Genomic DNA, 14,228 nt, shown 5'->3' with positions numbered 1-14,228 from the left:
AAATCTCTTTTTCAAAGATACAATATTCTATCTAATTGCATAATTAGACGTAGCTAGTTTAAAAACTTAACTAGCTTTTTCGATCTTCAATAATTTCTGAAAGTAATTTTTTGGCTCTTAATAATTTAACCTTCACATTATTCATAGGTTCGCCCAAGGATTCTGAAATTTCTTTATACGATTTCTCTTGAAAAAACCGAAGGTTTAAAACTTCCTGATAATGTGGTTTTAATTTTTTGATATCCTGAAGGAGTTGTGCCAGGTTTTGTTCGGTAATGAGCTTGTCCTCAATAGAAGGTGTTTCGTCTACAATCGTATTTACTTTATCAGTTGACTCAGAAATAGTATTGATGCGTAACTGGCTGTTTTTCTTCCGAAGGATGTCTACATGAATATTTTTAGAAATCGCAATAAGCCAGGTACTAAACGAGTAATTTTCGTCAAAAGTTTCTAATCTTTTAAAAGCTTTAGAAAAGGTTTGTACGGTAATGTCTTCAGCTTCATACTCATTTTGTGTTTTTTTTAGCTGGAATCCATAAACATCGTTCCAAAATTTATCAAGCAAATAGTTAAAAGCCGACTGGTTTCCTTTTTTTGCCTCTTGGATTTTTTGTAATAATAACTCCTGATTTATTTCCAATGTGAGGGTTTTGAAATAATGTTTGCTATAAATATACCTAATTGCGCTAGGATTAGGAAAGGTTCGAGAATAGGAAATATCCAAATTACATCTTTTTCATCTAATTTTTTAGCTGACTGAAAATAGACGATGCCTTCTATTATTAAAGTTAATCCCAAGACACCTAAAGTGAACGGCCAGTATAATTTAAAAACCAATAGAATAATCAACAAGACCCAAAATAGCAATCTGCTGGCGTAAAATAATCCTAATAAAAATTTATGCCTGGATTTATAAAATTTCGCTACAGAGGCATGTCTTCTTTTTTGTCTAAACCATCCGGAAAGACTGGTCTTGGGTACACTTCTGGTAATACTTTCCTGATGATCGCAAAGCACTACGTTATTATTGGTGGCAGCCTCGTTTACAAAAAGGTCATCGTCGCCAGATCGAACTTGTAAGTGTGAAGCAAAACCATTCATTTTATAAAACTGGCTAGAGGTATAGGCAAGATTTCTGCCTACACCCATATAGGGATTACCAAGTTTTGCGTAAGAAAAGTACTGTATGGCAGTTAAAAGCGTTTCAAAGCGTATTAACTTATTGATAAACGATTTTTTATATTGAAAGTATCCACCGTACCCTAAAACGATAGATTTTTCTCCAGAAAATCCTGAGGCCATATGTCTAAGCCAATGAATTGATTGAGGCGCACAATCGGCATCGGTAAAAATTAAATGCTCATTTTGCGCTTTTTTGATCCCCAGTGTAAGCGCATATTTTTTATTGGCCCAAAATGCTTCGTTATTTACAACATTTACGATTTTAATTCGGGGATCCAATTGTTGAAATTCTTCAATAATATCCAGGGTGTGATCTGCAGAGGCGTCGTTAATAACTATTACCTCAAAATCAGGATAGTCCTGCTCTAATATGGAAGGCAGGAAATTTTGTAAATTTTCAGCTTCATTTTTTGCGCAAACAATTACCGAAACAGGAAATGTTACTGGTTTGGCCTCAGAAGTTGCTGCTCCCGAAAAATTAAAAAAAGCTAGAAAATAACCAATATTAATTGCCGCGAATAGAAGAAAAAGGGCAAATAGAACTGTTGCCATTCAGCATTAATTGGACGGTTGCTTTGGATTTTTACACTTCTCGTCTGGCATCTTTCCGCAGAAACTGCAGGGTTCACCTTCTTTATTTAAAAATGGACTCTGGCTAGCGCAGGTTCCTGCAAACTCCCCATCTTTCTTTCCCCATATTTTAATTGCAATACCTGCAAAGGCTAATCCTAGTAAAACTGCTGTTATAATAAATAGTTCCATAATTAAATCTTGTAATGCAAAAATACGAATTATTCGCTCTTTTTTAAAATAAGTCGCATGTTTAGTAATTGCTTTACATTCTTTAACGAAGTTTTACCGTTTTGAGATTTTAAGTGGCTGTACTTTAGAAGTATGAAACAGATAATGTTAATTTTTACAGCTCTTTTTTTAGTGGTCTCTTGCGGTAAAATAAAAGAAAAACAGCGGCAAAATATGATCGACGAGGTGAAAATCGAAGATAGTTTGCTTAGCGTTAGCAATACAAAGCGAATGAAAGCAATAACCAAATCAAGAAGTATAGCTATTATCGCAGCAGAAGATATTAAGCTTTCTAGTTTTAATCGAGTGCTTCAAAATGGAGATCTTGTGGCGACTTTATTGAAGGGACGTGGGCCGTACACTGTTTTTGCTCCGGAAGATGAAGCTTTTGAAACTTTAAATTATACTGAATTCGACGAAAATGAATCGGCAGGATTCTCTAAGTTATTTATACTGAATCGCGCTTTACCTTACGAAAAATTAAAAGCTGAAATTCTCGAAAATCGGCATCAATTATTAGTAGAAAATATGGAAGGCTCAAGGTTAAAATTTATAGAAAAAGATGGCGATGTTTATATAAAATCGGCTTCTGGAGAATTGCTGAAATTGGCTAAGCCGGCCAAAGCTTCAAACGGATTTTTATATAAAATAAACAGAATTGTGGGGCGGAATTAAATGATATTCACTTCAGGTTCCAGGTCAATCCCGAATTTTTCTTTGACAATTTCCCTGATTTTTATCGAAAGCATTAAAATATCACTTCCGCTAGCATTCCCATAGTTTACTAAAACCAATGCTTGTTTTATATGTACACCGGCGTCGCCATCACGATGGCCTTTTAATCCGGCTTTATCAATAAGCCACCCTGCAGGAATTTTTACTTCGCATTCACTAATGGGATAATTTGGGATTTCTGGAAAATCTTGTTGTAGATTTTTAAAAACTTCCATAGAAATTACAGGATTCTTGAAGAAACTACCAGAATTACCAATCTTGGCAGGATTGGGAAGTTTGCTTTCCCGAATTCGAATTACCGCATCTGAAATGTCTTTTATAGTTGGATTTTCGATGCCTTCTAATTCAGATTTGATAGCACCGTAATCTATTTTAAGTTGATGATTTTTGGTACTTAGTTTAAAATTTACAGTGGTGATAATGTATTGTGCTTTCAGTTTATTTTTAAAAACAGAATTTCTATACCCAAATTCGCAATCTTCAAGCGTAAAAGTTCGACTTTCTAAAGTCTGGATGTTAATGGCCTCGCAAGACACAAAATTGTCTTTAAGCTCTACGCCGTAAGCCCCAATATTTTGGATGGGAGAGGTTCCTACATTTCCCGGAATAAGGGAGAGGTTTTCTAGTCCGCCAAAATCATTTTTTAGCGTCCATAAAACAAACTCATGCCAGTTTTCGCCGGCATGAGCTTTTATAATGGCATAATCATCTTTTACTTCTAGAACTTCTTTTCCTTTTAAATCGATCTGGAGTACCGTTTTATGAATATCTCCTGTTAGTAACATATTGCTACCGCCACCCAGGATAAAAAGTTCTTCGGCATAGGTTTTCCTTAAAATCTTTTTTAAATCTTCAATCGTTTGGATTTTGATGAATTTACTGGCTCTAACATCAATCCCAAAGGTATTGTAGGGCTTTAAAGAGACATTGTGGATTACCTTCATATCCTATTTACTGGTATATTGTTTAATCGCCACCTCTAAGATTTGTAAGGCACGTTCAAGATTTTCTTTTTTTAATACATAAGCAATACGCACCTGGTTTAATCCCGTATTTGGAGTAGAGTAAAAACCGGCAGCAGGAGCCACCATTATAGTTTCACCTTCGAATTCAAAATCTTCCAACAACCATTGCGCAAAATCATCTGCACTTTTTATTGGCAGTTCTGCGATACAATAAAAGGCTCCTTTAGGTTTAGCCACCTTTACACCTTTAATCTTTTCAAGACCTTCTACAAGAATATTTCTTCGTAAAGTATATTCTTCATTTACTTCTTCAAAATACTCCTGCGGTGTATCTAAAGCAGCTTCACTGGCAATTTGAGCTAAGGTTGGAGGACTAAGTCGTGCTTGAGCAAACTTCATTGCGGTGGTGATTACTTCTTTGTTTTTAGAAACCAAGCAACCAATACGAGCACCACACATACTAAAACGCTTAGAAACCGAATCTACCATAATTGCGTTGTTCGCTAACTCAGGAATGCTCATAATACTATTATGTTTTACTCCGTCGTAGGTGAACTCTCGATACACTTCATCAGCGACAACGAAGAGGTCGTGTTTTATAGCCAAATCGGCGATTTGTTGTACTTCTTCTTTTGTATATAAATACCCTGTTGGATTGCCAGGATTGCAGAGAAGAATGGCTTTTGTATTTTCTGTGATTAGTTTTTCGAATTCAGAAATTGGAGGTAAGGCAAAATTGTTTTCAATAGAAGATTTAATTGGTACAATTGTTACTCCGCTTGATGTCGCAAAACCATTGTAGTTGGCATAAAACGGCTCAGGAATGATCACTTCGTCTCCCGGATCTGTAATAGTTCCCATTGCGAATAAAAGGGCTTCAGAACCACCGGTGGTCACAATAATATCTTCTGCAGTGACGTGAATGTCATTTCTTTCGTAATATTTAGCCAGTTTTTCACGATAGCTTGCAAAACCTGCAGAATGGCTATAAGATAAAACTTCTATACTGTTATCCCTTACGGCCTGCATAGCAATTTCAGGAGTTTTAATATCGGGCTGTCCAATATTTAACTGGTAGATCTTTTTACCTTTTTTGGCTGCCGCTTCTGCAAACGGAACTAATTTCCTTATCGGAGATTCGGGCATGCTAAGCCCTTTTTTAGAAATTGAAGGCATTCTTGTGCGTTTTATATTCGTTGCAAAAATGCAAAATTTAAGTAAGAATCTAAGGAAGCTTTTGTTGAAATTTGACTCGATAATCGATATTAAATGTTCCGGTGTTGTAAGAATAGTTATCAAGATACCTTGCAATAAAAATAATTTTCTTAGGACAGCCTCATGGGCTTGCCCTAAGGCAGTTTACTTTTAAGCGCCACATTTTATGAGGCATAAAAAAACTCCCGAAATTTCGGGAGTTTTAAGATTTTACAGTGATTTCTGGTTATTTGGTATCCGTATCACCACCATCGGTTTTGGGGGTTTCATCGTCCAAAACCCTACCTTTTATTTTTAAGGCTTTGGTAGGCTCTTCAGCATTAGAATATACGGTAACCGTTTTTCTTATTGGTCCAAGTCTATTGGTGTCGTATTTTACTTCAATTTTTCCAGATGCTCCCGGTTTAATTGGTCCATCTGGTTTTTTAGGAATCGTACAGCCGCAGCTGGAAGTTACATTGGTGATCACCAAATCGATGTCCCCTGTATTTGTAAATTCGAATACACGAACGCCATCGCTTCCTTTTTTAATTTCACCATAGTCTATTGTTTCAGACTTAAACTGCATTTTGGCAGTTTTTTGTGCCATGGCAGAATTAAATCCTACAAAGGCTAAAATGGCAATTAATGCTAGTTTTTTCATAATTCAATAATTTTCGGAAGAGTAAAGATACGCTGAATTACAACAGATTCAAAAATTATATTCAATTCAACTTCTTTTAAAATTCTCCACTTATAATTACTTTTGCCTTTATTTTCAAAAACTAGACCAAATATGGCAATCGCTTCACTATACAGTGCAAATAAAGTAGAGGATAAATGGTATAAATACTGGATGGATAATAAATACTTCCATTCAGAGGTAGACGAAAGAGAACCTTATACGATTGTAATTCCGCCACCAAACGTAACAGGAGTCCTGCATATGGGGCATATGCTTAATAATACTATTCAGGATGTATTGGTAAGAAGAGCGCGTTTAAAAGGTTTTAACGCGTGCTGGGTGCCGGGAACAGATCATGCTTCTATCGCTACCGAAGCAAAAGTTGTGGCAAAACTTAAAAACGAAGGGATTAGCAAAAACGATCTTTCTCGTGAGGAGTTTTTAGAACATGCCTGGGAATGGACACATAAGCATGGAGGTATTATTCTGGATCAGCTTAAAAAATTAGGTGCTTCTTGTGACTGGGATCGTACAAAATTTACAATGGACGACAATATGTCTGCTTCTGTAATTAAAGTTTTTGTGGATCTCTATGAAAAAGGTTTGGTGTATCGCGGATTTAGGATGGTAAACTGGGATCCTGAAGCAAAAACAACGCTTTCTGACGAAGAGGTGATCTATCAGGAAAAACAAGGACATTTATATTACCTTAATTATAAGATCGAAGGAAGTGATGAGTCTGTAACTATTGCTACTACTCGTCCTGAAACTATTCTTGGCGATACTGCCATCTGTATTAATCCTAACGACGAACGTTTTACACATCTTAAAGGTAAAAAAGCAATTGTGCCTATTTGCGGAAGAGTAATCCCAATTATTGAAGATGAGTATGTAGATCTTGAGTTTGGTACTGGTTGTCTAAAAGTGACTCCGGCGCATGATGAAAATGATAAAATGTTGGGGGATAAGCATAATCTTGAAATTATTGACATTTTTAATGATGATGCTACACTAAATGATTTTGGGATGCATTATGTAGGGAAGGATCGTTTTAGGGTAAGAAAAGAAATTGTTGCTGAATTAAAAGCATCTGGTGTTTTAGTGAAAACCGAAGATCATACTAATAAAGTAGGAACTAGCGAACGTACCGGTGCGGTGATCGAACCTAAACTAAGTGACCAGTGGTTTTTAAAAATGAAGGATCTCGCACAACCGGCTATTGATGCGGTTGTTGGAGATGATATTAATTTGGTGCCAGAGAAGTTTTTAAGTACATATCGTCACTGGATGGAAAATGTACGGGATTGGAATATTTCTCGTCAGCTTTGGTGGGGACATCAAATACCGGCTTATTATTTTGGTGACGGAACTAATGATTTTGTAGTAGCAGAGACGCTTGAAGATGCAGTTCAAAAAGCACAGGAAAAAACAGGAAATTCAAGTTTAACAGCTGAAGATCTTACTCAGGATAAAGATGCTTTAGATACCTGGTTTTCTTCCTGGTTATGGCCAATGAGTGTTTTTAACGGGATACTGGAACCAGAAAATGACGAAATAAATTATTATTATCCAACCAATGATTTAGTCACCGCACCAGAAATTTTATTCTTCTGGGTGGCAAGAATGATTATCGCGGGTTATGAATATCGAGGGGAACGACCATTTAGAAATGTGTACCTAACCGGAATTGTTCGTGATAAGCAACGTCGTAAAATGTCTAAATCTTTAGGGAACTCACCAGATCCACTAGGGTTGATCGACCAATACGGTGCAGATGGTGTTCGTGTGGGAATGCTACTTAGTTCTCCTGCAGGAAACGACCTGATGTTCGACGAGGATCTATGTAAGCAGGGTAGTGCTTTTGCTAATAAAATATGGAATGCATTCCGCCTGGTTATGGGATGGGAAGTTTCAGCAGAGACTAAGCAACCAGAGACTTCTAAAATCGCAATCGACTGGTATAAAGCAAAATTCCAGAAGAGTTTAGCAGAAATTGAAGATCATTATTCTAAGTATCGAATTAGTGATGCGCTAATGGGAACCTATAAATTAATCTGGGACGATTACTGTAGCTGGTTTTTAGAAATGGTAAAACCGGCTTATGGGCAACCGATAGATAAGAAGACATTCGATGCGGTAATCGCTATTCTAGAAGATAATTTAAGAATTCTTCATCCTTTTATGCCTTTTGTTACAGAGGAGATTTGGCAGACCATCAGTGAAAGAACACCAGAGGAAGCTCTAATTGTAGCGCAATGGCCAGCGCAAGTAGCTTATGATGAAAAAATTATCAATGAATTTGTTTTTGCTTCAGAGGTAATCTCTGGGGTGCGTAAGATTAGAAAAGATAAAAATATTGCGTTTAAAAATGAGATTGATTTAAAGGTTCAGAACAATGATAATGTGTCGGACTCGTTTGATAAAGTGATCGCTAAAATGGGCAATATCGCCAACCTGGATTATGTAAATGAACAGGTAGAAGGAGCCTTATCTTTTCGTGTAAAATCAAATGATTATTTTATTCCGGTTGGTGGAGCAATCGATGTGGAAGCTGAAATTGCCAAGCTAGAGGAAGAATTAAAATATACCGAAGGTTTCTTAAATTCAGTAAATAAAAAACTCTCTAATGAGCGCTTTGTGAACAATGCTCCAGAGAAAGTTGTTGCTATTGAAAAAGCGAAACAAGCAGATGCAGAAGCTAAAATTGAAGCTTTAAAGACAAGTTTAGCGAGTTTGAAATAAAAAAAAATAAAGCCTTTAATGAAAGCCTCACAATTTTGTGGGGCTTTTTGTTTGTAGTAAAAATGAAATTTAGACTAGAGAGAAGAGAACAATAATTAAGATAAAATTTTGAATTTTCAATTTTGAATATTGAATTTGATTTTTTGAGCTGAAAAATAACGGCTAAAAGCATATCGCTTTTCTGTAAACTATAAACTCTCTATAAGCAGATCACTTGCTGTTAGAATAGAGGAAATATAGCGTTGAGGTTGTTTAATTGGGCAATGTGTTATGCGATGATTTCGCTAAGAAGTAGAATCCGAGAATTCGGTAAGTTTTTTCTGAAAGCTAATAATCTACTTTTATTCTAAACCTGAGTTTGATATAAAAGTTTTTGCAGGCATTTTGGTTCATTGAGTGAATTTTCAAGGAAAATTTGTATCGAAATGCTACCAAAATGGAAACTTCGATACAAAATCTTTTGCCAAGATTTCACTCAGTCTCCGAAATTTTCTTAGATCGAACTGAGGTTCTAAAGTTTTTTGAACGAAACATGAATTTATTATTAAAATTAACAACCTCACAGGTCATAGCTATCCAGAATAGGCCTGTGAGGGTTGATAATGTATACGGTAATTAGTATTGTAAATTGTTTACCGTGACTGCGAGCTGAACTACTGCGTCGTGTCCTTTTTCTTCTTATTTCTATTTAACAATCCGCCCAGAATCGATTTTGCGGCGTCTTCAATTTTTTTCTCCTGCGTTGTTTTAGTAGAATCGGTTTTTGTTTGTGGAGTCTTTGTTGCTGTACTATCTGTAGACTGCTGATTTTGATTGTTTTTACCCAGTTGTTTATTAATCAGGTCGTTTAAGGCATTCGTACCTTTTTCTTTCAGGTTATTTTTCTGCTCTTCAACAATTTTCTGCGTTAAACTACTAATGGCCTGCTGCATATTCAAATTGATCTGCGGACTTTGGAAAGTTCCGCTTAAACCAACAGGAATTTCAACTTTGGTATTTTGCAAACTCGATCCGCTTAGCTGACTTAAGGTATTTCCAATCTGGTTTCCTAAATACTTAGCAGGAACATCTAAATTCAGTTTATAATTCATGTTCATATCAAAACCATGGCTACCCGAAACCTGTACCAGAACATCTTTAATTTTAAAATCGAATGGCTGAATATTTACCGCACCATCTTTAAAAGATAATTTTGTTTTTAGATTATTTAAATCAACTTTATCAAGATCGATAAAATTGAGTTGACTGTCTAGTTTCGCTAAAAGCGGCATTTTTTCCGGATTTACATCCGCGGTTAATATTTGAGCTAAAGCATCACCGGCTAAACTGGTTAAAATTGGGGTAAGATCGTTGTTTAAATTTCCTTTTAAATTTAGGTTAGTTTGTATTTTTCCCTGCAATGCGTTGGCGATAGGTGCCAATCCTTGCATAAGTTCCAGTCCGTTAAAAGATTCAGCAATACTTATCGCATTTAGATCTAAAGACATATCGAATGTTGGCGTTGCAGTTTTTGTAGAAACATGACCGTTAAGAGCGATATTTCCGTTAAAAATATCTGTAGTGATATTTTCTAAGGTTGCGGTTTCATCACGGATAATCAATTTTCCTTTAGCATTGGTTAGTTTTAGATTATCGTAAAGAACCTTATTTGCATTGAAGGTAAGTACCACATCCAAGAAAGACGGTATTTTTATCGCTTCTTCACCGGTGGCTACTTTTTCGGTTTTTGATGTTTCAGACGTGTTTTCTTCGGAAGTTGTTACTGGTTTCTCTTCGGTTTGGGCAACCATAAAATCATTCACTGCAAAAGTGTTTGATTTTACATTGAAGATCCCTTTTAATTCCTGATCTGTAAACAAGAAGCCCATTAAATTCTGAATAGTTCCTGTAGCCTGTAAGTCGGTTTGACCAGTGGTTAAATCAAGTTCTGGAACAGTGACATTACCCTGACTCAAATTCACCCTGGCGCTAGAGACTTTAATTTCATTAGGGATTTCAGGGGATTTGTAGCTAAAGTTTTTGATCCCTGCCGTACCACTACTTTTTACATTTTGATATTGTTCTTTTTCGATACTGTTCATATCAAAACTCGTTGAAGCATCTACGGTAAGGATTCCGTTTAGATCAAGATCCATATCCAAAGGATAAGCCTTATCAAGGTTTGCTAAATTTAGGGTTCCGTCTAAATTTAGGGCTACTAACATATTACCCATAAGATTTTTTACACTTCCGTTAGCCGCAAAACGATCCTGATCGATTCTGAATTTTACATTTTTAAAAGTTAAATAAGTATCTTCTACAATTCCGGTTTCGTTTAAAACACGTAGATCGAGATTTATGTCCTGCACACTTTTTGGCAAGTCGGGATATTTAAAAGAGGCATTATTTGAGGTGACTTTAATATCTAATTTAGGAATGTATTTGTCGTTTGCGGTACCTTTAATCATTCCATCAACCACAAAATCTCCCTTGGTTTCAACGTTTTCGATATTCTTGGCGTACACTTCAGGAATTACCGCCAGGAAGTTTTTAAAGTCAGATGATGGTGTTTTAAACGTAAGATCAATATTCGTATCGTCCCCATCAACCTGCACAAAGCCATTAAAAGTTAATGGTAATTGATTGATATGCGCTTCGTTTTCAAGGAAGGTATATTTCATATTTTCCAGATCCATTTGGATTACGGCATCTAGATCTACTTTATTCTTGTTTAAATAGTTAATACTATCAAATTCAAAAGAAACGATAGCTTCAGTATCGGTATCCAATTCGGTTTGGTCTAACGAAAAATCTCCGGTTCCCTGGTGATTTAATTCTTCTAATTTTAAGGCCATTTTAGCCCCAACGTCTTTATAGTGTAATCGGGAATTATTGATCTCGTAATGCTGAAGATCTAAACTAAAACCGCCGGTGGTATCTGCAGGGGTTCCTGTAGTGGTTGCGGTAGTATCAATTTTAGCGATATCATAATTGGCTCTGCCCAGTGAATCTACCAAAATATTAATATAAGCATCATTAACTTTAAATTCGTCTATTCTCTTTGGTTCTTCGCTCCCTTTAAAAAGTTCTTTGATGCTCATTTGCAAGGTTACTTCTTTAACATCGGCCAGAGTATCGCCTTCAAAAGGAGCGTTATTAATTACGCTCACGTCAATTAAAACCACGGTAGCTTGTGGGAAACTTCTAAATAAACTAAGGTCGATATCAGCAAATTCAACCTTGGCATTTACGTTATTATTAATCGTCTTCTTAACGAAATTCTCTATTTGTGAAGAAAATAAAAACGGGGCTGCAATCAATAATACAATAATTACAAGTAGCGTAATTCCTATAATTTTAAATACTTTTTTCATCACAATTAAGGTTAAGTAGTAGTTTTTTCTCGATAATCGAGATTAAATATTTCAATGTTTGCCTAGAAATAAACTTGTTTTCTAATAAATGCCTCGAGCTAGTTACTCATAAAAAAGTAATACCGAATCAATCTTGTTCTTCCAGGATAATTTCTTCCCCTTCCGCAAGCTTAAATCGTTTTCTCATTGCATATACCGCGGCATATAGAAAAGGTGTATCGCAAATCGCTACAATTACTTTAAATAAAAACCCACTTAGTAAAAGAGCACCAAAACGATCCCATTCAATTTTATGAAAGCTACACAACAAGAAAAGCACGGAAAAGGTGTCTACAAATTGGGAAAGAAAAGTTGAAAAGTTATTTCTTATCCAAAGATGTTTCCCTTTGGTGAGTTTTTTCCAAAAATGAAAAAGCTGAATATCGATGTATTGAGCCAGTAAGTAAGCCAGCATCGAAGCAATTACAGCAATGGCGGTAGCTCCAAACACTTTTTGAAATAATTCATTTCCAATAGGGGACCAGTCTGTTGCCGGTACAGCATCTGCGGTATAAATAATCAATAAAGAAAAGAGCGAGGCAAAGATTCCGGCGGTCACGACCTGGTTAGCTTTCTTTTTCCCATACACCTCACTAATAAGATCGGTAATTAAAAACGTAACCGGATATGGCAAAATACCCACCGAAATTTCAAAAGTATAAAGGCCGAAAAAATCCCAGCTAAAAAACTTCTGAAATATTAAATTAGAAACTACCAGAGATGCAATGAACAAAGCGGCTATAATCAGGTAAAATCTATAGGCCGTTAGTTTATCTTTTAAGTAGAGTTTTGCCAAATTTATTTTTTAAAATACTTACCAACAAAATTAAGGGTATGTGCATTTGTTTTGCTTAATTTGCTGTGAAATTATAGCATACCCCTTATTAAACTTTTCTTAATTACAGTTTGAAATCCCCTAAGATAGTACATATAGCGCTGGGAAGCAATGAAGGAGAGCGTTTTGATATTTTACAAAATGCAGTAAACAGGATATTTGAAGATGTTGGTGAAATTCTAAAAATTTCTTCAGTGTATGAAACCGCTTCCTGGGGTTTTGCCGGAAACACCTTTCTTAATGCCTGTATTTCGGTTTCTACACGTTTTTCTGCGGAAGAGGTACTACGTAAATTATTAGCGATTGAAGCTTACTTTGGCCGAAAAAGGAATGATGCTAAAAATTACCAAAATCGAACTTTAGATTTGGATGTTTTGCTTTTTGAAGATGAAGTGAGTGAAACAGAAACCTTGACTTTGCCGCATCCGCAAATCCAAAATCGACGTTTTGTATTACAACCTTTAAATGATATTGCTTCTAAAGAAGTGCATCCTGTACTAAAAAAGAAAATTCAGCAATTATTGCTCGAAGTAAAGGATGATGCTGGATTGTCTAAAATCGATGCGAAACTTGAAACACCCAAGCTCAATAACAAGTTTAGTTCCTGTAATTATATTGCGGTGGAAGGGAATATTGGAGCCGGTAAAACCAGTTTTTCGACGATGGTTTCTCAGGATTTTAACGCCAAACTAATTTTAGAGCGTTTTAAGGACAATCCGTTTTTACCAAAATTTTACGAAGATCAGGAGCGCTATGCTTTTTCGCTAGAGATGTCTTTTTTGGCCGATCGCTATCAGCAATTATCTGATGATTTGGCGCAGTACGATTTGTTTAAGGACTTTGTGATCTCTGATTATGACGTTTTTAAATCCCTGATTTTTGCTAAAATCACTTTAGAAGAAGATGAATATTCGCTGTATCAAAAGTTATTTCATTTAATGTATAAAGAGTTGGTTAAGCCAGATTTGTACATTTATCTTTATCAAAATACCGAAAGATTACTTCAGAATATCAAAAAAAGAGGGCGGGAATACGAACAGAATATTCAGCCTGAATATTTAATGGATATCAATAAAAGCTACCTCTCTTTTATAAAGTCTCAAACCAATATGAAAGTCCAGATTATCGATATTTCTGAACTGGATTTTGTAAACAACCGCAAAGATTACTTGAAATTATTAGGAGAAATTAAGCTATAGGTTTTAGTTTATAGTAAAATGATGTCGCTTCGAGTGACAGATTTCGAAATGAAATGGAGAAATTTGTTGTATCGAGAAGTTATTTTAGTTGATTGTTAAGGCTTCTCCGTTTCGTTACGATACAGTGGAAATGAGGAGAATCTTTGTCATTTCGATCGAGTTCCGAAAAAGTTTACGATATATACTTTACAGTCAATTCAAAATTGAGATTTAAAATTAAATACTCCTGATTCCTATTTCTTGAATCGTACCTCTTTGCTGTCTCTTCCCTCTATTCTATATTCCAACAGTTTAGTGCTTTGCAGTTCTTGATATAATTTTTCGTCCCTAAAAATCACTTTAGTTTACAGTAAGATGTGTCACTTCGATTTCTATGACAATTCCAAGCGGTTTTTATAATTTGTTTGGTTTTTAATTAGTGCCATAGCAATGTGTAACAATTTGTTCCTGACCGCATTTAGAACACTCATTTTATTTTTGCCCTCTTCGACTTTTCTT

The 14,228-nt window shown here is 35.6% G+C and carries 11 protein-coding genes; 3 read left to right on the top strand and 8 right to left on the bottom strand.

Going from position 1 to position 14,228, the window contains the following annotated elements:
• Positions 1–70: 70 nt before the first annotated feature.
• Genes AC13DP_RS03015 through AC13DP_RS03005 form a run of 3 tightly spaced genes read right to left on the bottom strand, consistent with a single transcriptional unit; the run spans position 71 to position 1,944 of the window.
• The gene (locus AC13DP_RS03015; RefSeq protein ID WP_347406582.1) at positions 71–640 is read right to left on the bottom strand and encodes an RNA polymerase sigma factor; all 570 of its coding nucleotides are present in this window, start codon (positions 638–640) and stop codon (positions 71–73) included.
• The gene (locus AC13DP_RS03010) at positions 631–1,734 is read right to left on the bottom strand and encodes a glycosyltransferase (RefSeq protein WP_347406583.1); all 1,104 of its coding nucleotides are present in this window, start codon (positions 1,732–1,734) and stop codon (positions 631–633) included. Before AC13DP_RS03010 ends, AC13DP_RS03015 begins: the two co-directional genes overlap by 10 nt.
• Before the next feature lie 6 nt (positions 1,735–1,740).
• The gene (locus AC13DP_RS03005) at positions 1,741–1,944 is read right to left on the bottom strand and encodes a hypothetical protein (RefSeq protein ID WP_013073137.1); all 204 of its coding nucleotides are present in this window, start codon (positions 1,942–1,944) and stop codon (positions 1,741–1,743) included.
• A 132-nt stretch (positions 1,945–2,076) separates the two neighbouring features.
• Here AC13DP_RS03005 and AC13DP_RS03000 point away from each other — a divergent pair, with 132 nt between their 5' ends.
• Positions 2,077–2,658 carry a fasciclin domain-containing protein gene (locus AC13DP_RS03000; RefSeq protein ID WP_347406584.1) on the top strand — a complete coding sequence of 194 codons (582 nt, stop codon included), beginning with the start codon at positions 2,077–2,079 and terminating at the stop codon, positions 2,656–2,658.
• Here AC13DP_RS03000 and murB read toward each other — a convergent pair.
• The 3 genes from murB to AC13DP_RS02985 all read right to left on the bottom strand — a co-directional run bounded on the left by murB (position 2,655) and on the right by AC13DP_RS02985 (position 5,541).
• Positions 2,655–3,662 (bottom strand): UDP-N-acetylmuramate dehydrogenase, encoded by a 1,008-nt coding sequence (gene murB / locus AC13DP_RS02995; RefSeq protein ID WP_347406585.1) that lies wholly within the window; start codon positions 3,660–3,662, stop codon positions 2,655–2,657. The two genes, AC13DP_RS03000 and murB, sit on opposite strands and share 4 nt — an antisense overlap.
• 3 nt (positions 3,663–3,665) lie before the next feature.
• A complete protein-coding gene (locus AC13DP_RS02990) occupies positions 3,666–4,859 on the bottom strand; it encodes a pyridoxal phosphate-dependent aminotransferase (protein ID WP_347406586.1) in 1,194 nt (397 codons plus the stop codon).
• Positions 4,860–5,124: 265 nt separating this feature from the next.
• Positions 5,125–5,541 (bottom strand): DUF1573 domain-containing protein, encoded by a 417-nt coding sequence (locus AC13DP_RS02985; protein WP_347406587.1) that lies wholly within the window; start codon positions 5,539–5,541, stop codon positions 5,125–5,127.
• A gap of 132 nt (positions 5,542–5,673) precedes the next feature.
• On the opposite strand from AC13DP_RS02985, the gene AC13DP_RS02980 reads away from it, so the two are divergent.
• The gene (locus AC13DP_RS02980; RefSeq protein WP_483067294.1) at positions 5,674–8,304 is read left to right on the top strand and encodes a valine--tRNA ligase; all 2,631 of its coding nucleotides are present in this window, start codon (positions 5,674–5,676) and stop codon (positions 8,302–8,304) included.
• Positions 8,305–8,957: 653 nt separating this feature from the next.
• Here the strand turns inward: AC13DP_RS02980 and AC13DP_RS02975 are convergent.
• Both AC13DP_RS02975 and AC13DP_RS02970 read right to left on the bottom strand, forming a co-directional pair.
• A complete protein-coding gene (locus tag AC13DP_RS02975; protein WP_483067293.1) occupies positions 8,958–11,657 on the bottom strand; it encodes an AsmA family protein in 2,700 nt (899 codons plus the stop codon).
• Positions 11,658–11,784: 127 nt separating this feature from the next.
• On the bottom strand, positions 11,785–12,492 hold the full coding sequence (locus AC13DP_RS02970; protein WP_483067292.1) for a queuosine precursor transporter: 708 nt from the start codon (positions 12,490–12,492) through the stop codon (positions 11,785–11,787).
• A 110-nt stretch (positions 12,493–12,602) separates the two neighbouring features.
• Between AC13DP_RS02970 and folK the strand changes: the two genes are divergently transcribed.
• The gene (gene folK, locus AC13DP_RS02965) at positions 12,603–13,730 is read left to right on the top strand and encodes a 2-amino-4-hydroxy-6-hydroxymethyldihydropteridine diphosphokinase (protein WP_483067291.1); all 1,128 of its coding nucleotides are present in this window, start codon (positions 12,603–12,605) and stop codon (positions 13,728–13,730) included.
• The last annotated feature ends 498 nt before the right edge of the window (positions 13,731–14,228 follow it).

Source organism: Zunongwangia sp. L-65 (assembly GCF_056859415.1).
This window is presented reverse-complemented; position numbering and strand designations above follow the sequence as displayed.